A 20,952-nucleotide genomic window follows, 5' to 3' on the forward strand; every position below is an offset into this window, starting at 1 on the left:
TCGCACTCCCCCACCTGTCCGCGCCCGGCCACGGCCAGGTAGATACGGGCGGCGCCGTCACAGACGGACGGCACCGCCCTTGATGCGTGTCAGAGGGTCACTCCACGATGCAGTAGACCCGTATGCAGGTGCTGCCCTGCGCGGCACGCGTCGGCGCGTCCTGCGGGAGCTCCTGCTCCAGATCGCCGATCACCAGGTCGAACACATCGTCGGCGACCGGCGCCGCGCTCGGGGAGTCCTGGACCGCAACAGTGTTCATCGCTTCCTCCTGACACATCAGTGACACACGAAACCACTCCGATCGGATGTCCCGGTCAGAGATCTTGGTCGCACGGAGTAACTGCCGTAGATCACAGGGTCTTTGGCGCGTGTAAGCCTTCCAATGGCCCATGCACCTGTCAAGAGTTCGTTTGCGTGCGCTTCTCCCTCGGGCACGGCTAAAACCCCGCCGCGGAAATTGGGGCTCGCTTTTGGACAGACTCCCGGCCATCGGCACGATCAAGAAGCCGGGCGGTCCGCGCCGGGCTCTCACAGCGCCACGATGCAGTGCGTGAACAGCGGGAATTCGTCGCCCGACCCACCGCCGCGCAGGAGCGAAGTCCTTGTTACTCCCTGGTGTGCCTGTGCTGTCACCAGGGGCTGGAGGGGCCAAGGGGCGCGCGGTGGCGGCAAGCGGGCACGGGACCGGAGCGGCGGATCACGTCTCAAAGCCGAGCACAAATTGCGCACACCCTCTCTACATATGGGCATCGTTGGTCTAAGTTGACCGTGCTTCAGCTCCTCGGAGACGAGGCGACCAATAGTGATCTACAGGTCCGGCGCTGTGGACGGCCAGTAACCATGCCCTGGCACCGGCCGCGGGGGTGATCAATTCTTGGGTTCGCACAGGGGGCCCCGGGTGCGGGGAACACCCGGGGTTTAGGGGGTTTGGTTTCCCACGACTGGCAATTCCGGCAGGCCATGCGGCCCGCTTCCGCCGGTGTGGGTGTTCAGGGGCACTGGAACAGCCGAAATGTCATGCCAAGGGCATGGGTTTCGTGGGGGAGGCAGTGCGGGAGGCGGGGGCCTCCCAGGGGGAGGAACAGTGTTGCGCGAACCCTACGAACCACTGGCGACCTGGGGGGTCGTATGCGGCAGGGGGGATTAGTCAGCCCGTTTCCGTCGACGCGCAGACGTCTGACGAACGGGGTCATCAGCCGGCCCGCGATGGACTGGGAGCAGCGGTATCGCCGTACCGTCATCACCGGCGACGCCCTGGCCACGTCTTTCGTGGTGATGGCGATCGGGCTCTTCTTCGGGGGCCGTGACGCGGCCAACTGGCACGAGAAATGGGGCATCCTCTCGTTCGGCACCGAACTGCTGGTGCTGGGGACGCTGGTGGTGGGCCGGGCCTGGACTCCGGCCGTGCTCGGCCAGGGCGCCGAGGAATTCCGCCGGCTCGGACGCGCTCTGTCCACGTCCGCCGTGGTCCTCGCGCTCCAGGGCATCGCGCTCACCTCGCGCAACATCAAACTCTGGATCTTCGTCGCGATCCCCGCGATCGCTCTGGTCACCATGACCGAGCGCTACCTGCTCCGCCTCTGGCTGCACAAACGACGCAAGCAGGGCCAGTGCCTGCGGCCGGTACTCGCCGCCGGGAGCCCGGAGTCCGTCCGCGATCTGATCATCCGTACCCGCAAGTTCCCGCATCTGGGCTGGCGGGTGGAGGCGGTGTGCACGACGGACGGCCTCGGTGTCGATGGTGACCAGCTGGCCGGAGTGCCGGTCGTCGGCCCGCTGACGGACATCGCGGGCCACGTTCGTCGCGACGGCTACCGGGTCGTGGCGGTCACGCCGGACCCGCACTGGTCGCCCGAGCGGTTGCAGCGCTTGGCGTGGAACCTCGAAGGCAGTGACGTGGAGATGGTCGTCGCGCCCGTCCTCATGGAGGTGGCGGGGCCGAGGCTGCACGTCGACGCGGTGCTCGGGATTCCGCTGCTGCGCGTGAGCATGCCGACCTTCACCGGGGGGCGCCGAGCGGTCAAGGAGGTCGTCGACCGGTTGGGCGCGGCGGTTCTGCTGATGCTGTTCACGCCGTTGATGGCGCTCGTCGCGCTGCTCGTCCTCGTCGACAGCCGGGGTGGCGCGTTCTACCGCCAGCGCAGGGTGGGCAAGGACGGCCGCGAGTTCACCATCCTCAAGTTCCGCACCATGGTGGCCGGAGCCGACAGCGCGCGGGCCGAACTGGCCGACCGCAACGAGGGCGCGGGGCCGCTGTTCAAACTGCACCGGGACCCGCGGGTGACCCGGGTGGGTGCGGTACTGCGCCGCTACTCGATCGACGAACTGCCGCAGCTGTTCAACGTGCTCACCGGATCGATGTCGCTCGTCGGCCCGCGGCCACCGCTGCCCGAGGAGTCCGCGGCGTACGGGCCGGACATCCGGCGGCGGCTGCTGGTCAAGCCGGGGCTCACCGGGCTGTGGCAGATCAGCGGACGCAGCGACCTGCCGTGGGAGGAGGCCGTCCGCCTCGACCTGCGGTACGTGGAGGACTGGTCGCTCGCCCTGGACACGGTGATCTTGTGGAAGACGCTGCGTGCGGTGCTGTACGGGCAGGGGGCCTACTGATGCGCGAACGGTGTCGTCCGGCGGGCCCATGGCCCGCGGGCCGGGGCGGTCTGCCTGGGGAGAGGGACGAGACATGAGGGTCAGCGTCTTCGGGCTCGGCTATGTGGGCTGTGTCTCGGCCGCGTGCCTGGCCAGTGTGGGGCACGAGGTCATCGGGGTGGACGTGAACCAGGTCAAGGTCGACCTGGTCAACGAGGGCAAGGCACCCGTGGTCGAGGAGCGGATCGCCGAGCTCACCGCCGACATGGTGCGGGCCGGGACGCTGCGCGCCACCGGCGACGTGCGGGAAGCGATCATGGGCAGCGAGATCTCGCTGATCTGCGTGGGCACCCCGTCGGAGCCCAACGGCAGCCTGTGCACGACCTACTTGGAGCGGGTCACCGAACAGATCGGCGCGGCACTGGCCGAGCGGGGCGGACACCAGACCATCGTGTTCCGCAGCACCATGCTCCCGGGCACCTGCCTGAACCTGCTGGTGCCCATCCTGGAGAAGTACGTCGGCGGCACGGCCGGGGTGAGCTTCGGAGTGGCGGTCAACCCGGAGTTCCTGCGCGAGGGCACGAGCGTGCGGGACTTCTTCGACCCGCCCAAGACCGTCATCGGCGAGCTCGATCCGGCGAGCGGCGACGCGGTGGCGGCGCTGTACGAGGGGCTGCCCGGCGAGGTGTTCCGGGTACCGATCCCGACGGCCGAGGCCATCAAGTACGCGGACAACGCGTTCCACGGCCTGAAAATAGGCTTCGCGAACGAGCTGGGCGCGGTGTGCCGGGCGCTCGGGGTGGACTCGCACGAGGTGATGGACGTGTTCCTCGCCGACCGCAAGCTGAACATCAGCCCGGCCTATCTGCGTCCCGGCTTCGCCTTCGGCGGCTCGTGCCTGCCCAAGGATCTGCGCAGCCTCGTGCACGCGGCGCGGCGGGCCGACGTGTCGGTGCCGATCCTCGCGCATGTGCTGCCCTCCAACTCCGACCATCTCCAGCGGGCCGTGGAGCTGGTCGAGCGCACCGGCAAACGCCGGGTGGGGCTGTTCGGGCTGTCCTTCAAACCCGGCACCGACGACCTGCGCGAGAGCCCGCTCGTCGAGTTGGCGGAGAGACTCTTCGGGCGGGGATACGACCTGCGGATCTACGACGCCAACGTGAGCCTGTCCCGGCTGATCGGCGCCAACCGCGAGTACATCGAGACGCGCCTGCCCCACCTCGCCCAGTTGCTGGCCAACTCCGTGGACGACGTCCTTGAGCATGCCGAGGTGTGCCTGGTCGGCACCCGGGACCCGGCCGTGCTGGCCGCGCTGCCCCACGGCGGCCCGGTGCTCATCGACCTCGTCCGCCTGCCCGACGCCGATGCGCGCCGCGCCGAACCCGGGTATGTGGGCCTTGCCTGGTGACGCGAAGGTGGGCGAGGGACGGGGCCGGCGCGCGCTGGTCCTGGTGGAGAACCTGTCCGTGCCGTTCGACCGTCGGGTGTGGCAGGAGTGCACGACGCTGCGCGAGGCGGGCTGGACGGTGGACGTCATCTGTCCCCGGGGGCGGACTCGGGACACGGAGGCCGAGGCAGTGATCGATGGGGTGCGGATCCACCGCTATCCCCTGCGCGCGGCCACCGGGGGTCCGGCCGGCTATCTGCGGGAGTACGGAACGGCGCTGTGGCACACGGCCCGGCTTGCCCGCAGGGTCGGCCCGGTCGACGTGGTCCACGCCTGCAACCCGCCCGACCTGCTGTTCCTGCCGGCCCTGTGGCTCAAGCGGCGCGGCGCCCGGTTCGTCTTCGACCAGCACGACCTGGTGCCCGAGCTGTACCTCTCCCGGTTCGACCGCGGCGAGGACCTGCTCTACCGCGCCGTGTGCGCCCTGGAGCGGCTGACCTACCGGGCCGCGGACGTCGTGCTCGCCACCAACGAGAGCTACCGGGACGTGGCCCTGAAGCGCGGCGGCCGACGGCCGCAGGACGTGTTCGTGGTGCGCAGCGCCCCCGCGAGCGACCGCTTCCAACCGGTGCCGCCCGAGCCGGAGTTGAAGCGGGGGAAGCCGCATCTGCTGTGCTACCTCGGCGTCATGGGCCCGCAGGACGGTGTCGACTACGCCCTGCGTGCCCTCGCGAAGCTGCGCGACGAGTTCGGACGCAGCGACTGGCACGCGGTGTTCATCGGGGCCGGTGACGCCTTCGACGCGATGGTGGGGCTGTCCGAGCGGCTCGGCCTCAGCGGACAGGTGCGGTTCACGGGGCGGGTGCCGGACGCCGATCTGGTACGCCATCTCTCCACCGCGGACGTGTGCCTCTCCCCCGACCCGCGCAATCCGCTCAATGACGTGTCGACCATGAACAAGGTCCTGGAGTACATGGCGATGGGCCGGCCGATCGTCTCGTTCGACCTCAAGGAGGCCCGGGTCTCCGCCGGTGACGCCGCCGTCTACGCACCCGCCAACGACGAGGCCGAATTCGCCCGGCTCATCGGGGAGTTGCTCGACGATCCGGACCGGCGGGCCCGGATGGGGAAGATCGGCCAGGAGCGGATCGGCGGGGAGCTCTCCTGGCGGAACTCCCAGCGTTCACTGCTCGCGGCCTACGCGGCCGCCTGCCGCGACCGCGCCGTCCCGGCGTCGGACGCCCCGGCGGGCCGCCGAAGGAGAGGGCCGCGCCGTTGAGCGATGACACCGTACGCCTGGTCACGATCGGGCGGATCCTCCGTCGGCGTCGGCGGTTTCTGGTCATCGTCGCCGTGGTGGGCGCGCTCGCCGGCTTCGGCGCCTCGCTGCTGTTTCCGCCGCGCTACACGGCCTCCGCGTCGGTCCTGCTGCCGGGACAGTGGGAGGAGCGCGAGCTGTTGACCCAGTCGGAGATCGCGGCCAGTTCGGCGGTGGTGGACCGCGCGGCGGACGCCCTCGGCTGGACGGACGTCAGCCGGGGCGAGTTGCGGAACGCCGTGAGCTCCCAGGCCTCCAACGGGAACATCATCAAGATCTCCGCCACGGCGGACCGCCCGCAGCGCGCGCAGCAACTCTCCGACCAGGTGGCCCAGCAGTTCGTCTCCTTCGCCGCGCGGATCGCGGGCAGCACCGCCGACTCGGACCCGACATCGGGACCCGAGGCCCTGCGCAAGCAGGTCGCGGAGACCAATCAGCACATCAGCGACCTCGCCAGGGCGGCCGATCCCGGCCAGACCGTGGAGAGCGTGCAGGCGCGCACCGATCTGGAGAAACTGCGCGCCGGGCTTCAGGAGGCCATGAAGAAGCTGGAGTTGGCCGACCAGACGGCCAGCAAGGCCGGCATGGTCGTCATGGGTCCCGCGGCCCGCCCGAGCGCCCCGGCGGCGCCGACCAGAACGCAACTTGTCATCGTCGGGGCGCTGTTGTTCCTTCTGCTCGCGGTCGCCGGCCATCTCGCCGCCGCGCGGATGAACCGCCGACTGCGTACGCCCGCGGAGATCACCGCCGCGCTCGGCTCATCGCTGCTGGGGACGGTCGACGTACCCCAGGAACGTCCCGCGCACCGGCCCCGAGGACGGGGGGCGAGGGCTCGGGTCGGCCGGCTCCTCGGCCTCGACACCCGATGGGACATCGCGATCCCTCGGACGTGGGCCGGCGAGGCCGAACTACGGATTCGCTACCGGCGGATCTGCGCTCATCTGCGCCGTCAACTGCCTTCGGCGAAGCGTCTGTTGGTGGTCGTGTCGGGCGGGGACGACGTCGCCCGCCGGGCCGCGGAGCATCTCGTCATCGAGTCCGGGAGTGACCCGCTGCTGCGGATGGTGGAGGTCTCGGTGTCCCAGCCGATGGTGCCGGACCGGGACACCGAGTCCGGCGCCCTGGTCGTGCTGAGCGCGGGCAGCCGCAGCGCGGAGGAGCTCGCGGACATCGCCGGGGCGTGTACGGACGGCGGGCATGCCCTCGTCGGTGTCGTGGTCGCCGGTCCGGTCCGGGCCCCGTCGGCCGCTCAGCCACCGGATCACCGAGCCCCCGAGCTCGCGGTTCGCCAGCACGCGGCGGGGGGTTCTGTGTGACGACGAGCAAGACGCCGGAGTCGTCGGCAGCCGTTCCGCTCCTCGACCTGCACGCGCTGATCGCGGCGGTCCGCAGGCGCCGTCGCCTGTGGTGTTCCATGGCACTGCTCGGGCTGCTGCTCGGCGCGGCGGTGGCGGTCCTGCTGAAGCCGCCGCCGACCGCGGTCACCAAGGTGCTCGTCGCGCACGAGAGCGACCAGCCCAACGACCCGGGCACGCTCATCCGTACCGATGTCGCGCTCCTCGGCACCACCCGGATCGCCGGCGCGGCCCTGAAAGCCCTCAACTCCCCTCTCCGCGCCGAGGACTTCATGGGGGACTACACGGCCACCGGCCTGACCAACAACCTGCTGCAAATCACCGTGACGGGCGCCGGCGACGCGCAGGCGGTGGCGCGCGCCAAGGCGCTGGCGGACGCTTTCATAGCCGACCACGCGCAGCGGATGAAGGCGGCCTCGGACGCCGAGGCCAAGGCGCTGCTCGACCAGCGGGACCGTATGCGAAGCGAACTGGCCCAGGTCAACAAGGAGATCGGGACCCGGGCGCCGGGCAACGATCCGAAGGCGTCGGCGAGCATCGAGTCGCTCTTCGCGCACCGCGCCGAACTCAGCTCGCGCATCACCGATTTCGACCAGCGCGCCGCGGAGGCCCGCACCGGAATGCCCAAGCTGGTCGCCGGCACCCAGATCGTGGACGCCCCCCGCGCGGTGCCGCACTCGGTGCCGAAGGCGGCGCTGACCGACGCCGCGATCGGGCTCGTCCTCGGGCTCGTCCTGGGGCTCGCCCTCGCGGCCGTCGGATCGGTGGTCGCGGATCGTCCCGTGCTGCGTAGGGAGATCGCCGCGAATCTGGGCGCCTCGGTCATCGCCGAGCTGCCCCGCCGCACGGGCAGGCGGTGGCGGCGCCGACCGGGCCGGACGGCGGAGGAACGACTGACCGCGACCGTGGTCCGGGCCGTGCGCGGCGCCGGGGAACCGGTCTCGCTCCTGGAACTGGGCTGTGCGCACAGCACGAGCCTGATCGCCCTGAACGTCGCCAGGGCGCTGGCGGTGGACGGGCCGGTGGCCGTCATCGACGGTCTGCCCGGCCCCGAGCTCGCCGCGATCCCTCGGGAACCGGGAGATCCGGCCGTGGTGAGCGGCGAGGACGCCTCGGGCCTGGCTCAGCGGACGCGCCGGCTCGGCGTCGGCTCGGTCGCGCCCGGGACGGCATGGCTGGACCTGCCCCACCTCGGTGCCCAGACCGTACTCGTGGTGCGCGCCGGGCACGCCGGAGCCGCGTGGCTGCACACCGTGGCGCGACAACTCACGGACCAGCGCATCCCGGTGATCGGTGTGGTGGTGGTCGACCCGGATCCGCGGGACCGCACCGACGGCACGCTGTGGGACGGGCTGTACACCGCGCTGCGCGGCCATCACGAGCGGCTGGCGCGGCGCAACGGGACGGGACCGCCGCGCGCGGAGCGGACGGCGACACCGCCGGTACGGGTCCCGGACAGCGACCAGGAGGCGGGCTAGACATGTGTGGCATCGCAGGCACGTACCGGTGGCCGGACGGGAAGCTCGTGACCGACCGGCTCACGGACGTCCTCACCCATCGCGGTCCGGACGGCGCCGGCCGCTACAGCCATCCCCTGGGGGACGGCGAGGTGCACCTGGGGCACCGCCGGCTCGCCATCCTCGACCTGTCCGAGACCGGCGCCCAGCCCATGGTGTCGGGCGGCCTGGCCCTGACGTACAACGGCGAGCTGTACAACTCACCTGAATTGCGTGCCGAGTTGACGGCCAAGGGGGTCCGCTTCCGCGGCACCTCCGACACCGAGGTGTTGCTGGAGGCCTGGCGGCACTGGGGCACGGACTGCCTGCCCCGGCTGCGCGGCATGTTCGCGTTCGCGGTCTTCGACGAGCGGACCGGTGAGCTGGTGCTCGCCCGCGACCAGCTCGGCGTCAAGCCGCTGTTCCTGCTCCGGCGCGGGGCGGGCCTCGTGTTCGCCTCCGAGCTCAAGGCGCTCGCCGCCGTGGACGGCGCCCGCCTCGAGGTGGATCACACGGCCCTGGTGGCCTCGCTCCTGTACTACTGGGTGCCGGATTCGCGCTGTGCGTTTCGCGAGGTGGAGAAGGTGCCGCCGGGGAGCTGGCTGAGGTGCCGTCCCGACGGGCGGGTGGAGCGCGGCCGGTTCTGGAACCTGAGGGACGTGGCCGCGGAAGGGCGCGAGCGGGCCCTGGCCGGTGAGCGGCCGGACCTGGCCGCCGTGGTCGAGGAGTCGACGCGGCGGCACCTGCTCTCGGACGTGCCGGTGGCGACCTTCCTGTCCGGCGGTCTCGACTCCAGTCTCCTCACCGCGCTGGCCAGCCGCCACCAGCCCGGGATCTCCGCCTACACGATCGGGTTCCGCGCCGAGGACGCCAAGTTCGAGGCGATGCCGGACGATCTGCGGTACGCCCGTCAGGTCGCCGAGCGGTTCGGCGTCGAGCTGCACGAGATCGAGATCGCTCCGAACGTGCTCGACCTGCTGCCGCGCATGACGTACCACCTGGACGAGCCGATCGGTGACCCCGCGGCGATCAACACCTTCCTCATCTGCTCGGCAGCGCGGGAGGCCGGGGTCAAGGTGATGCTGTCGGGGATGGGGGCCGACGAGCTGTTCGCCGGGTATCGCAAGCACCTGGCCAATGTGCTGGCGCTGCGCTACCAACGGGTCCCGCGGCCCCTGCGGCGCGGGCTGTCCTCGGTCGTGGACCGGCTTCCGGTCGCCACCTCCCGCAGGGGATACCGGTCGGTGCGCTTCGCGAAGCGGTTCCTCTCCTTCGCCGACCTGCCGGAGGAGACCGCCTTCAGACGCAGCTACACCCTGTACGACCAGGAGGAGTTGCTCGCGCTGGTCAATCCGGACCTCTCCGGGGCCGTGCAGGACGTGCTGACCGAGCACGCGGACGTCTATCAGGACAACGACCTCGACGACTTCGTCAACCGCATGTGCCTGGGCGACACACGGATGTTCCTGCCGGGCCTGAACCTCGCGTACACCGACCGGTCGAGCATGGCCGCCTCGACGGAGGTGCGGGTGCCCTATGTGGACGTCGAGGTGGTGAAGGCGGCGTTCGCGATCCCGGGCGACCGCAAGATCGTGGGGCGGCAGAGCAAGGCCGTCCTCAAGGAAGCGGCCGGCTCGATCCTGCCCCGGGAGATCGTCCACCGGCCCAAGGGCCTGTTCAGCGCCCCCTTGCGCGCGTGGATGAGCCGGGATCTTGCGCCGCTGGTGCGTGAGGTGGTGCACGACGGGGTGCTCGTGCGTTCCGGGTTGCTGCGCCGCGACGCGCTGGCGCGGATGGTCGCCCAGGACGCCGCCGGGCAGCGGGACTACTCCAAGCATCTGTGGCATGTGCTGACCCTGGAGCACTGGTACCGCGAGGCGACCTCCGGTTCCGGTGGGAGCACGCGCGCGGCGGGCACGCAAGACGGCATAGGAACAAGGGGACTTGGGTGAAACAGGTAGTGCAGAACTACAAGAGCGGCGAGCTGGCGGTGCTCGACGTGCCGGTGCCGGGGTGCAAGCCGGGCGGTGTGCTGGTGCGCAGCGCCTACTCGCTGATATCCACCGGGACCGAGCTCATGAAGGTGTCCGAGGCCGGCATGTCGATGCTGGGCAAGGCCCGCTCCCGCCCGGACCAGGTGGCCAAGGTCATGCAGAGCGTGGCCACCAACGGGGTGCCCGCCACCTACCGCAAGGTGATGGGGAAGCTGGACTCCTATACGCCACTGGGCTATTCGCTGTGCGGGGTGGTCGAGCAGGTCGGCGCCGGCATCGACGAGGTGAAGGTCGGCGACCTGGTCGCCTGCGCCGGGAACGAGCACGCGCTGCACGCCGAGCTGAACTGGGTGCCGAAGAACCTCTTCACCCCGGTGCCGGACGGTCTCGCGCCGCGGCACGCGGCCTTCGCCACCGTCGGGTCGATCGCGTTGCAGGGCGTCCGGCGCGGCGAGCCGCAACTCGGCGACGTGGCCCTCGTCATCGGTCTCGGTCTGATCGGGCAGCTGGTGGTGCAGCTCCTGGCCGCCTCGGGAGTCCGGGTCGTGGGGGCCGACCCCGACCCGGCGCGCTGTGAGCTCGCCGAACGCACGGGGGCCGTGGCCTGCGGGGATCCCGCGTCCGCTGCCGTCGAGGTCGCCGTCGCCGAGCTCACCGGAGGCCATGGCGTGGACCAGGTCTATCTGGCCGCCGGCGGCGCGAGCAACCAGCCCGTCGAGCTGGCCGCGCGGCTGTGCCGGGACCGCGGCCGGGTCGTCGACATCGGCAAGTGCCGCCTCGACCTGCCGTGGAACGCGTACTACGAGAAGGAACTCGACGTCCGGTTCTCCCGCAGTTACGGTCCCGGGCGCTACGACCCGGAGTACGAGCTGGACGGGCGGGACTACCCGATCGGCTACGTCCGCTGGACCGAGCGGCGCAACCTGGCGTGCTTCCTCGACCTGCTGTCCCGGGGCCGGGTCGACGTGGAGCCCCTGGTCTCCCACACGGCCGACTTCGCCGACGCCGTCTCGACGTACCGGCGTCTGAAGGACGGCGATCTGAAAGCCGTGGCCGTGCTGTTCCGCTACCCAGGCCACGCGGCCGAGGCGGGCGCCCCGACGGCGGCGGTGCCCTCGGTACGACGCCGCGCCGACGCCGCCGCCCCGACCCGGGCCGCCACCGGGCCGGTGCGGCTCGCGTTCGTCGGCGCGGGCACCTACGCGACGTCGATGCTGCTGCCGCACCTGACCCGGCGCGACGGCGTCGAGTTGTCGACGGTCGTCACCATGACCGCGCTGTCCGCGGCCAACGCGCAGCGCAAGTTCGGCTTCGCCGGGGCCACCACCGATCTGGACGCCGTGCTCGGCGACCCGGCCATCGACGCGGTGTTCGTGGTCACCCGGCACAGCTCGCACGCCGAGCTGACGCGGAAGGCGCTGCTCGCCGGCAAGGCGGTCTTCGTGGAGAAGCCGCTGGCGCTCACCGAGGAGGAGCTCGCCCGCGTGCTCGCGGCGGTGGAGGAGTCCGGCAACGACCGGTTGCAGGTCGGCTTCAACCGCCGCTTCGCGCCCCTGCTGCGGGAGGCACGGCAGCGGTTCGGTACCCGCACCGGCCCGGCGAGCCTGCGCTACCTGGTCAACGCGGGCCGGCTGCACCAGGGCAGCTGGTACCTCCAACAGGGCTCCGAGGGCTCGCGGTTCACGGGTGAGGGCGGCCACTTCATCGACACGGCGAGCTGGCTGCTCGGGGCCGATCCCGTCTCGGTGTACGCGCTCGAGACCTCCGGCGGCGACGACCTCCAGGTCGTGCTGCGCTACCCGGACGCATCGACCGCCACCATCAGCTACGTCACCACCGGCGCGCCCGGCTTCCCCAAGGAGACGCTGGATCTGATCGCGGACGGCAAGGTGCTGCGGCTCGACGACTTCGTACGTGCCTCGGTGTACGGCGGCAAGCGCTGGGTCAGTTCGCGGCTGCCCAAGGCGCGCGACAAGGGCCAGTCGGCCGAGCTGGCGGCGTTCGTGCGGGCGGTGCGCACCGGTGGTCCGATGCCGGTGCCGCTGGAATCGCTCGTCGCCACCACGACCGCCACTCTCGCCGTACGGACCGGCCTTGCGTGCGGTACGCCCGTGACGTTGGCGAGCACGCGGTGACCCTGGGCGCGAGCTGGTATCTGCGGCGCCTGTCCCGGATGGGGCCGCGGGAGATCTGGGGCCGGGCGGGCGACGCGGCGCGCAGGCGGCGCTGGCGGTCGGCGCTGCCCGACTGCCCCCGTACGACCGGCTGCCGGTTCCGCACAGCGCTGCCCGCGGGGGCGGCCTTCGCCGTGCCGCCGGACGCGGCGAAGCGTCTGGTCGTCGAGGCGGACCGGCTGATGGCCGGGCACGTCGCGTACTTCGGGGTGGCCCGCGACGACCTGGTCGACCCGGACTGGTGGTACGACCCGAAGACGGGGCGCCGGGCCGGGCACGGCTACGCCTTCGACGTGCCGTACCGCGACGAGAGCGCGGTCGGGGACATCAAGCAGATCTGGGAGCTGTCCCGGCACCAGTATCTGACGGTGCTCGCCGCCGCCTACGCGATCACCGGGGAGGACCGGTACGCCGAGCGCGTTGCCCAGCACCTGCGGTCGTGGTGGTCGGTCAACCCGCCCTTGCGCGGCGTGCACTGGATCAGCGGTATCGAGCTGGGCATCCGGCTCCTCTCCTGGGTGTGGATCCGCCGGCTGCTTAATGGCTGGCAGGGCGCGCCCGCGCTGTTCGAGAACAACCCGGTGGCGGTGGAGCAGGTCTGGCACCATCAGCGCTGGCTCGCCGCCTTTCCCAGCCGGGGGTCCTCGGCCAACAACCACGTCATCGCCGAGGCGGCCGGGCAGTTCGCGGCGGCCTGCGCGTTCCCGTGGTTCCCCACCTCGGCGCGCTGGCGGTTCGGCGCGCTCCGGTCCCTCGAACGGCATCTGCGGGCCAACACCTTCGACTCCGGCCTCAATCGCGAACTGGCCACCGAGTACCACGGTCTCGTCCTGGAACTGGGTCTGGCCGCGGTGGCCGAGGCGGACGCGTCCGGTGTGCCGGTCCCCGGCTCCGTCCGCGATGTGCTGCTGCGGATGACCGACGCGCTCGCGGCCGTCGTGGACAGCCGGCTGCGGCCGCCGCGCCAGGGCGACGCGGACGACGGCCACGGTCTGGTCGTGGACGGCGCGGGCACCGACCGCTGGGCCTCCCTGCTGGCCACCGGCGAGGCCGTGTTCGGCCGGCTCGACTGGTGGCCGACGGTCACCGGCACCGATGTGCGCACCCCGCTGCTCGCCGCGCTCATCCGGCCGCGCCGGTCGAAAACGACCGCGCCGGCCGCGGCCCGTCCGTCGACCCGGCCCGACCACTTCCCCGACGCGGGCCTGACCATCCTGCGCGGTCCTGGCGAGATCTGGTGCCGCTGCGACGGCGGCCCGCACGGCTTCCTGTCCATCGCCGCCCATGCCCACGCGGACGCGCTGTCCGTGGAGGTCCGGCACGACGGCGTCGACGTGCTCGCCGACCCGGGCACGTTCTGCTACCACGGACAGCCCGAGTGGCGGCGCTACTTCCGCTCGACCCTCGGCCACAACACCCTGCAACTGGACGGCGCCGACCAGTCCGTCTCCGGTGGCCCGTTCCTGTGGACCCGGCACGCCCGCAGCCGCGTCCTGGGCCTGGACACCTCCGATACGGGAGTGGTCCGCTGGTGTGCCGAGCACGACGGCTACCGGGGCTCCGTGCACCGCCGCCGGGCCGAACTAGCCGACGGGGAGCGGGAGTTGCGGATCGTGGACGAGGTGCGGGGCCCGCGCCGGGCTATGCGTCTGGCGTTCCATCTCGGCCCGCTGATCACCGCGGACCTGTCGGGAAACCGGGCGGTGCTCACCTGGACCCGGGACGGTGAGGGGCGCTCCGCGACGCTCGACCTGCCGGAACAGCTCTCCTGGCGAGCGCATCGCGGCGAGAGCGATCCCCCGCTGGGCTGGTACTCCCTGGGTTTCGGGCGCAAGGAACCCTCGACCACCCTGATCGGCACCGGCTTCGCCGACGGCTCACAGAGGTTCGCCACCGTCCTCGGGTTCCACGGCCGGGGGGCCTCGTGAGGATCGAGTGGCGGCGGTGGGCACGGTCGGCGGCGCCGCTGGTGCTGGTCCTGCTCGCGACGACCGCCTGTACGAGTACACCGGACGAGCCGACGAAAGCGACCGGTACCTCCGCCGCGTCCGGTGCGCCCTCCCTGTCCGTGGCCCGGGTCTGCGCCAAGGCGCCGGCCGGCCCGGCGAAGGCTCCGGCGGGCGCGGTGCCGGTCGATCCCGCGGTGGTCGGCGACCTCGCCGCCAAGACCAAGAGCAGCCCCCCGAACAGCACGTTCTGGCTCGCCTCCGGCACGCACCGGCTGGAACCGGACCGCTATGCCCAGGTCATCCCCAAGGACGGGGACAGCTACCTCGGCGCGCCGGGCGCGGTGCTCGACGGCCGCAAGACCAATCAGTACGCGTTCGGCGGCGCGGCCCGCGACGTCTCCCTCCGCTTTGTGACCGTGCAGGGTTTCGTCGCGCCGCAGAACGAGGGCGTGGTCAATCACGACTCGGCCGACGGGTGGGTCATCGAGCACACCACGATCCAGAACAACTCCGGCGCGGGCCTGATGGCCGGAGTCCGCCAGCAGGTCCGGACGAGCTGTCTGCGCGGCAACGGGCAGTACGGCATGAACGCCTACAAGACCGGCGCCACCCTCACCGGCCTGGTGCTGGACGGCAACGAGATCGTGGGCAACAACACCGACGACTGGGAGCGACGCAGCCCCGGCTGCGGCTGCACGGGCGGCGTCAAGTTCTGGGCGGTCAACGGCGCCGATCTGCACGGTAATTGGGTGCACGACAACCGCGGCACCGGATTGTGGGCGGACACCAACAACAACGACTTCCGCATCGAGAACAACGTGGTCGAGGCCAACGACGGTGCCGCGCTGATCTACGAGACCAGTTACAACGCGGTCATCCGCGACAACTCCTTCCTGCGGAACAACTGGGTCGAGGGCCGCAAGTTTGCCGACCGCGGTGACACCTTCCCCTATCCGACCGTCTACCTGTCCGAGTCCGGCGGGGAACCGCGGGTCCATGCCCGCACGGACAAGATCGAGATCTACCGGAACACGCTGGAGAACAACTGGTCCGGAATCACCCTGTGGGAGAACGCCGACCGGTTCTGCAACAGCCCGGCCAACACCTCGTCCGGCGACTGCACGCTGCTGGTGCCGCACTCCGATCGCTGTGCGCGCCCGGCGATCGCGAGCGCGCCGCTCTACACCGACTGCCGCTGGAAGACCCAGCGCGTGGACATCCACGACAACCGCTTCGTCCTGGACCCCTCCGTCGTCAAGTGCACGGCGAAGTGCGACCGCATGGCGCTCCTCGCCAACTACGGCACCTATCCGGACTGGTCGCCGTACCAGGGCGAGCGGGTGGCCAAGGCGATCACGCTCAAGCAGGACAACCGCTGGCACAACAACGTGTATGTCGGGCCGTGGAAGTTCGTCGCCGAGGATCCGAGCCGGGTGCTCGACTCCGGGCAGTGGCAGGGCACGCCGTACCGGCAGGACACGGGCAGCACCTTCGCGCCACGGGCCGGTGGTTGACATGGGTGGGGACCCGCGAGGCGGCGGGCCGACGGACGGATCCGCCGGCACCGGGGCGCGCCCCGCCGCTCCGCCCAGGCTCGTCGGGGTGGTCTGGGGGCTGCTGATCCTCAACACGCTCGGCTCCGCCGGGGCGGTGACCATCGTCCCGTTGCCCCGGTCCCTCATCCAACTGGTCACCATGGGTTCACTGGTCGCCGCGTTCGCGCTGGCGCTGGCGCTCAATCCGCGCCTGCGGGTGCGCGCCAGTGCCCCGCTGTTCCTGCTCACGATGCTGCTGGTGTCGAGCGTGATCTCCAGTGCGCATTTGGAGGCCGGGTTCGGCGCCCTGTTCCGGTGCTTCCGGCTCGCCCTCTTCGTCGGCACGCTGTGGCTGCTGAGCCGGTGGTGGGGCGGCATGACGCTCGTCAGGCCCCACATCCGGATGTACTTCGCGGTGCTCGGATCGGTGGCCGTGGGGCTGGCCGTCTCGCCGGGCGCCGCGCTGCCCGGGCTCTACGGGGGGCGGCTGGTGGGCGCGTTGTGGCCGCTCACACCGCCGCAGATCGGCCAGTACGCCGCGGTGATCACCGGGCTCACCGTGCTGCTGGTCCTTGGCCGTCGCACCGACCGCACCAGCGCGCTGGTGGTCGTCATACCCTCACTCGTCCTGCTCGCGCTGACCCACACCCGGACGGCGACGCTCGGCCTGCTGATCGGCTTGGCCCTGGCCATCGGCTCGCTCGTCATGACCAGTCCCGCCGCCCGCCGCCTGTTCACCTGGACCGTGCCGTGCGCAGCGGTGGCGGCGGTCGGATTCAGCTCCGCGCTCCAGACGTGGTTCCTGCGCGGGCAGAGCAAGGAGAACTTCTCCAACCTCACCGGCCGGGCCAAGGTCTGGGACGCCCTGCTCGCGGCGCCCCGGACGACCGGGGAGCGGGTGTTCGGCGTGGGCCTCGGCGACAAGTCGTTCGGCGGCCTGCCGATCGACAACAGCTGGCTCGCCGTCTACACCGAGCAGGGCCTGGTCGGCATCGCCCTGGTGGCCGCGCTCATGCTCGTCCTCGCCGGGGTCGCGCTGCTGCGGCCACCGTCCCTCGAACGAGCCTGCGCGATCTTCCTGATCAGCTACTGCGCGATCGCGTCGTACACCGAGGCCGGCCTCGGCGACGCGTCACCGTATCTGCTCCATCTGACACTGGCCGCCTCCCTGCTCGCGACGCCGGCCACGCCCCTGCCGCTCGCGACGCCCCACGGCCCGCGACGACGCGTCCCGCGCTGGGCCGAGGACCGGAGGTGACCGCGCCCATGCACGTTCTCGTGGTGCACAACCGCTACTCCTCGGCGCAGCCGAGTGGGGAGAACAACGTCGTCGACCAGGAGGTGGAGCTGCTGCGCGCGGCCGGTCACCGGGTCGAGGTGTTCGAGCGGCGCAGCGACGACATCTCCGGCCTGTCCCTGCTGGGCAAGGCGGCGCTGCCGCTCCGTGTGCCCTGGAATCCGTCGGTCCGCGCCGAGCTCTCCGCCCGGCTTCGCGGCGAACACCCGGACGTGGTCCACGTCCACAACGTCTTCCCGCTGCTGTCCCCGGCGGTCCTCGCCGCGTGCGCGGATGCCCGGGTGCCCGCCGTCGCCACGCTGCACAACTACACCCAGGTGTGCCCGCCCGGCACGCTGCGCCGGGACGGCCGCCCCTGCACCGAGTGCGTCGGGGCGACGCCGCTGCCCGCCGTCCGGCACGGCTGTTACCGCGGCTCCCGCCTCGCCACGGTGCCGCTCGCGGTCAGCCTGGCGGTCAACCGGCGGCGCTGGTGGTCCGGCGTGGAGCGTTTCCTGTGCATCTCCGCGGCCCAGCGTGACGTCCTGGTACGGGCCGGCATGCCCTCCGAGCGGCTGGCGGTGAAGCACAACTTCGTGCCGGAGCCGGGCATTCGACGGGCGGGCGCGGGCGAGCACCTGCTGTATCTGGGGCGGCTCGCGGAGACCAAGGGCGTACCGCTGCTCATGGCCGCCTGGGACGAGCTGGCCGCCGGTGGCGGTGTGGGCGTGCCACTCGTGGTCGCCGGCGCCGGGCCGCTGGAGGGGGAGGTCGCCGCCTGGGCGGCGGGCCGGGACGACGTGCGCTACGTCGGCCTGTACGACCCGGCCCAGTGCCGACAGGCCATCGCGCGAGCGGTCGCGGTGGTGGCTCCCTCGACCTGGCAGGAGGCGTTCGGCCTGGTGGTCGTGGAGGCGATGGCGGCGGGGGTCCCCGCCGTCGCCGCCGGTCACGGCGCCTTCGTCGAGCTCGTCGAGGACGGCGTGGCCGGGCTGCTGCACCGGCCGGGCGAGGCCGCCTCGCTCGCGTCCTGTCTGCGCCGCATCACCGCCGAGCCGTCCCGCAACCGGGAGATGGGCCGGGCGGCCCGGCGCCGTTACGAGCGGGATTTCGGCCCGGCCGTCGGGCTGGAGCGCCTGCTGGAGGAGTACCGCACCGCGATCGCGGGACGGTCGGAACGCATGGGGGGCAGCACATGACACGATGCCGACTCTGCGGCTCGACGGCGCTGGCAAGCGTCGTCGATCTCGGGGCGACACCACCGTGCGAGAGCTTTCTCGCCGCGGACGAACTGGACCGGGCCGAGCCCGCGTACCCGCTGCACCTGCGGGTCTGCACCGACTGCTGGTTGGCGCAGATCCCGCCGCTGATCACGCCGGAGGAGACGTTCACGCAGTACGCGTACTTCTCCTCGTACTCGACGTCCTGGGTGGAGCACGCGCGCACCTTCGTCAACGATGCCGTGCGGCGCCTCGCTCTTGGCGCCGACTCCTTCGTGGTCGAGGTCGCCAGCAACGACGGATATCTGCTGAAGCACCTGGTGGACCGGGGGGTCCGCTGCCTCGGCATCGAACCGTCGGTGAACGTCGGCGCCGCGGCGCGGGACGCGGGCGTGCCCACGCTCACGGAGTTCCTCGCGCCGGCGACCGGCGCCGCCGTCCGCGCCGAACACGGCCCCGCGGACCTGGTCGTGGCCAACAACGTGTACGCGCACATCCCCGATGTCGTCGGGTTCACGCGGGGGCTGCGCGCTCTGGTGGCCGACGACGGCTGGGTCTCCATCGAGGTCCAGCACCTGCTGACCCTGATGGAGGAGAACCAGTACGACACCATCTACCACGAGCACTTCCAGTACTACACGGTCGCGTCCGCGATCCGGGCCCTGGCCAGCGGTGGACTCGCGCTCGTGGACGTCGAGTTGCTGCCCACGCACGGGGGATCCATCCGGCTGTGGGCCCGGCCCGCCGAAGCGGCCGGGGAGCCGTCCCCGGCGGTCGCCGATGTGCTGGCCCGCGAGAAGGCCGCCGGGCTCCAGGAGCTGTCCGGCTACGGCGAGTTCTCCGCCCGCGTCGCCAAGGTGCGCCGGGATCTGCTGCGGTTCCTCATCGAGGCGGCCGAGCGCGGTGAGACGGTCGTCGGCTACGGAGCCCCGGGCAAGGGCAACACCCTGCTCAACCACTGCGGCATCCGGCCCGACCTGCTCCCGTACACGGTCGACCGCAACCCGTACAAGCACGGCAGGTTCACGCCCGGCACCCGCATCCCGATCCTGCCGCCCGAGCAGATCGGCATCGACCGGCCCGACTACGTCCTGGTCCTGCCCTGGAACCTGCGGGCCGAGCTGGTCGAGCAACTCTCCTTCGTCGGCGCCTGGGGCGGCCGGCTGGTCTTCCCCATCCCGGAACTGAGCATTGTCGAGGTCACGCCATGAAGGTCGTTCTGTTCTGCGGCGGTTATGGGCTGCGCATGCGCCACGGCGCCTCCGACGACATGCCCAAGCCGATGGCCATGGTCGGCCCGAGGCCGCTGATCTGGCATGTCATGCGCTACTACGCCTACTACGGGCACACGGAGTTCATCCTGTGCCTCGGCTACGGGGCCCATCACATCAAGGACTTCTTCCTCAACTACGAGGAGACGACGTCCAACGACTTCGTGCTGCGCGGCGGGCAGACCGAGCTGCTGTCCACCGACATCTCCTCTTGGACGATCACCTTCGCGCAGACCGGCATCGAATCGCCGATCGGGGAGCGGTTGCGCCGGGTGCGCCACCACCTGGACGGCGACGAGATGTTCCTCGCCAATTACGCCGATGTGCTCACCGACGCGCCGCTGCCGCAGATGATCGACCGGTTCTCACGCCGCGACGCCGGTGCGTCGATGATGGTGGTGCCGCCGCAGTCCTCGTTCCACTGTGTGGAGTTGGGCGAGGACGGCCTGGTCGGAGGCATCACCGCGGTGAGCGAACTGCCGCTGTGGGAGAACGGCGGCTACTTCGTGCTGCGCCAGGAGGTGTTCGACCACATCCCCGAGGGCGGGGACCTGGTGGCCGACGGCTGTGCCCAACTGGCCAAGCGGGGACGGCTGGTGGCCCACCAGCACCGCGGTTTCTGGAAGCCGACCGACACCGTGAAGGAGCGGGCCGCGCTCGACGCCGCCTACGCCCGGGGCGAGCGTCCCTGGGCCGTGTGGGAACGTGACGGCGCGGCAGCGGGCATCGAGGCGGGGACCCGTTGATCCGGCTCGGCGCCGGGCGCCCGGAACGGCTCGTCGCGGTGGGCGCGCACTGCGACGACATCGCCATCGGCGCCGGCGGCACGCTCCTCGCGCTGTGCCTCGCCCGGCCGGGCATCCGCGTCGACGCCCTGGTGCTGTCCGGCGGCGGCAGCGAGCGGGAGCAGGAGGAGCGGGCCGCGCTCGACGCCTTCTGCCCCGGCGCGGACGTAGATGTGACCGTCCTCAAGCTGCCGGACGGACGGCTGCCGGCGCACTGGGACGAGGCCAAGGCCGCGGTCGAGGAACTGCGCTCGCGGACCGAGCCCGATCTGGTCCTCGCCCCCCGCACCGATGACGCGCACCAGGACCACCGGGGCCTGGCGAAGCTCCTGACGACCGCCTTCCGTGACCATCTGGTGCTCGGCTACGAGATCGTCAAGTGGGACGGCGACCTCGGCCGTCCCACGGCCTACCAGCCGCTGACACCGCAGGTCGCGGAATGCAAGGCGGCGCTGCTGTCGGAGCACTACCCCTCGCAGCGGCACCGGCCCTGGTTCGACCGGGAGGCCTTCCTCGGTCTTGCCCGGATCCGCGGCATCGAATGCCATGAGCGCTATGCCGAGGCGTTCGCCGTCACCAAACTCGTTCTCGATCTGGGGGATTGAA

At 71.4% G+C, this 20,952-nt stretch carries 15 protein-coding genes; 14 read left to right on the plus strand and 1 reads right to left on the minus strand.

The genetic code is table 11. From position 1 onward, the window contains the following. Positions 1-97: 97 nt before the first annotated feature. Entirely contained in the window at positions 98-259 is a 162-nt protein-coding gene (locus N4G70_RS13355; RefSeq protein ID WP_261712809.1) for a hypothetical protein, read from the minus strand. Positions 260-1,128: 869 nt separating this feature from the next. On the opposite strand from N4G70_RS13355, the gene N4G70_RS13360 reads away from it, so the two are divergent. The 14 genes from N4G70_RS13360 (at position 1,129) to N4G70_RS13425 (ending at position 20,951) form a co-directional block, all read left to right on the plus strand. Next, the gene (locus N4G70_RS13360; RefSeq protein WP_261712810.1) at positions 1,129-2,607 is read left to right on the plus strand and encodes a sugar transferase; all 1,479 of its coding nucleotides are present in this window, start codon (positions 1,129-1,131) and stop codon (positions 2,605-2,607) included. Between the two features lie 73 nt (positions 2,608-2,680). Continuing rightward, the gene (locus tag N4G70_RS13365; protein WP_261712811.1) at positions 2,681-3,994 is read left to right on the plus strand and encodes a nucleotide sugar dehydrogenase; all 1,314 of its coding nucleotides are present in this window, start codon (positions 2,681-2,683) and stop codon (positions 3,992-3,994) included. Beyond that, positions 3,951-5,252 carry a glycosyltransferase family 4 protein gene (locus tag N4G70_RS13370; RefSeq protein WP_399035282.1) on the plus strand — a complete coding sequence of 434 codons (1,302 nt, stop codon included), beginning with the start codon at positions 3,951-3,953 and terminating at the stop codon, positions 5,250-5,252. The genes N4G70_RS13365 and N4G70_RS13370 overlap by 44 nt, the downstream gene beginning before the upstream one ends. After that, entirely contained in the window at positions 5,249-6,607 is a 1,359-nt protein-coding gene (locus N4G70_RS13375) for a Wzz/FepE/Etk N-terminal domain-containing protein (protein WP_261712813.1), read from the plus strand. The genes N4G70_RS13370 and N4G70_RS13375 overlap by 4 nt, the downstream gene beginning before the upstream one ends. Beyond that, entirely contained in the window at positions 6,604-8,124 is a 1,521-nt protein-coding gene (locus N4G70_RS13380; RefSeq protein WP_261712814.1) for a Wzz/FepE/Etk N-terminal domain-containing protein, read from the plus strand. The genes N4G70_RS13375 and N4G70_RS13380 overlap by 4 nt, the downstream gene beginning before the upstream one ends. 2 nt (positions 8,125-8,126) lie before the next feature. Beyond that, positions 8,127-10,094, plus strand: coding sequence for an asparagine synthase (glutamine-hydrolyzing) (gene asnB / locus N4G70_RS13385; RefSeq protein ID WP_261712815.1), 1,968 nt, complete (start codon positions 8,127-8,129; stop codon positions 10,092-10,094). Further along, positions 10,091-12,271 (plus strand): bi-domain-containing oxidoreductase, encoded by a 2,181-nt coding sequence (locus tag N4G70_RS13390; RefSeq protein ID WP_261712816.1) that lies wholly within the window; start codon positions 10,091-10,093, stop codon positions 12,269-12,271. Before asnB ends, N4G70_RS13390 begins: the two co-directional genes overlap by 4 nt. A gap of 38 nt (positions 12,272-12,309) precedes the next feature. Continuing rightward, complete coding sequence (locus tag N4G70_RS13395; protein WP_399035363.1) at positions 12,310-14,238, plus strand: alginate lyase family protein; 1,929 nt, start codon at positions 12,310-12,312, stop codon at positions 14,236-14,238. Beyond that, positions 14,235-15,773: a right-handed parallel beta-helix repeat-containing protein gene (locus tag N4G70_RS13400; protein ID WP_261712817.1), complete on the plus strand. Its 1,539-nt coding sequence runs from the start codon at positions 14,235-14,237 to the stop codon at positions 15,771-15,773. Before N4G70_RS13395 ends, N4G70_RS13400 begins: the two co-directional genes overlap by 4 nt. A 1-nt stretch (position 15,774) precedes the next feature. Continuing rightward, on the plus strand, positions 15,775-17,052 hold the full coding sequence (locus N4G70_RS13405) for an O-antigen ligase domain-containing protein (RefSeq protein WP_261712818.1): 1,278 nt from the start codon (positions 15,775-15,777) through the stop codon (positions 17,050-17,052). Between the two features lie 8 nt (positions 17,053-17,060). Further along, entirely contained in the window at positions 17,061-18,269 is a 1,209-nt protein-coding gene (locus N4G70_RS13410) for a glycosyltransferase (protein WP_261712819.1), read from the plus strand. Further along, positions 18,266-19,501, plus strand: a complete 1,236-nt coding sequence (locus N4G70_RS13415; protein WP_261712820.1) for a class I SAM-dependent methyltransferase — start codon at positions 18,266-18,268, stop codon at positions 19,499-19,501. Before N4G70_RS13410 ends, N4G70_RS13415 begins: the two co-directional genes overlap by 4 nt. Further along, positions 19,498-20,307, plus strand: a complete 810-nt coding sequence (locus N4G70_RS13420) for a glucose-1-phosphate cytidylyltransferase (protein ID WP_261712821.1) — start codon at positions 19,498-19,500, stop codon at positions 20,305-20,307. Before N4G70_RS13415 ends, N4G70_RS13420 begins: the two co-directional genes overlap by 4 nt. Further along, a complete protein-coding gene (locus N4G70_RS13425; RefSeq protein ID WP_261712822.1) occupies positions 20,304-20,951 on the plus strand; it encodes a PIG-L deacetylase family protein in 648 nt (215 codons plus the stop codon). Before N4G70_RS13420 ends, N4G70_RS13425 begins: the two co-directional genes overlap by 4 nt. Position 20,952: the final 1 nt, after the last annotated feature.

The organism is Streptomyces sp. ASQP_92 (assembly GCF_025399895.1).
Taxonomy (GTDB): domain Bacteria; phylum Actinomycetota; class Actinomycetes; order Streptomycetales; family Streptomycetaceae; genus Streptomyces.

Bases quoted from the DNA above. Each gene is read 5' to 3' on its own strand.
- N4G70_RS13420 (WP_261712821.1), top strand. From the start codon at position 19,498: ATGAAGGTCGTTCTGTTCTGCGGCGGTTATGGGCTGCGCATGCGCCAC.
- N4G70_RS13395 (WP_399035363.1), top strand. From the start codon at position 12,310: ATGGGGCCGCGGGAGATCTGGGGCCGGGCGGGCGACGCGGCGCGCAGG.
- N4G70_RS13410 (WP_261712819.1), top strand. From the start codon at position 17,061: ATGCACGTTCTCGTGGTGCACAACCGCTACTCCTCGGCGCAGCCGAGT.
- N4G70_RS13415 (WP_261712820.1), top strand. From the start codon at position 18,266: ATGACACGATGCCGACTCTGCGGCTCGACGGCGCTGGCAAGCGTCGTC.
- N4G70_RS13405 (WP_261712818.1), top strand. From the start codon at position 15,775: ATGGGTGGGGACCCGCGAGGCGGCGGGCCGACGGACGGATCCGCCGGC.
- asnB (WP_261712815.1), top strand. From the start codon at position 8,127: ATGTGTGGCATCGCAGGCACGTACCGGTGGCCGGACGGGAAGCTCGTG.
- N4G70_RS13365 (WP_261712811.1), top strand. From the start codon at position 2,681: ATGAGGGTCAGCGTCTTCGGGCTCGGCTATGTGGGCTGTGTCTCGGCC.
- N4G70_RS13370 (WP_399035282.1), top strand. From the start codon at position 3,951: ATGCGCGCCGCGCCGAACCCGGGTATGTGGGCCTTGCCTGGTGACGCG.
- N4G70_RS13355 (WP_261712809.1), bottom strand. From the start codon at position 259: ATGAACACTGTTGCGGTCCAGGACTCCCCGAGCGCGGCGCCGGTCGCC.
- N4G70_RS13360 (WP_261712810.1), top strand. From the start codon at position 1,129: ATGCGGCAGGGGGGATTAGTCAGCCCGTTTCCGTCGACGCGCAGACGT.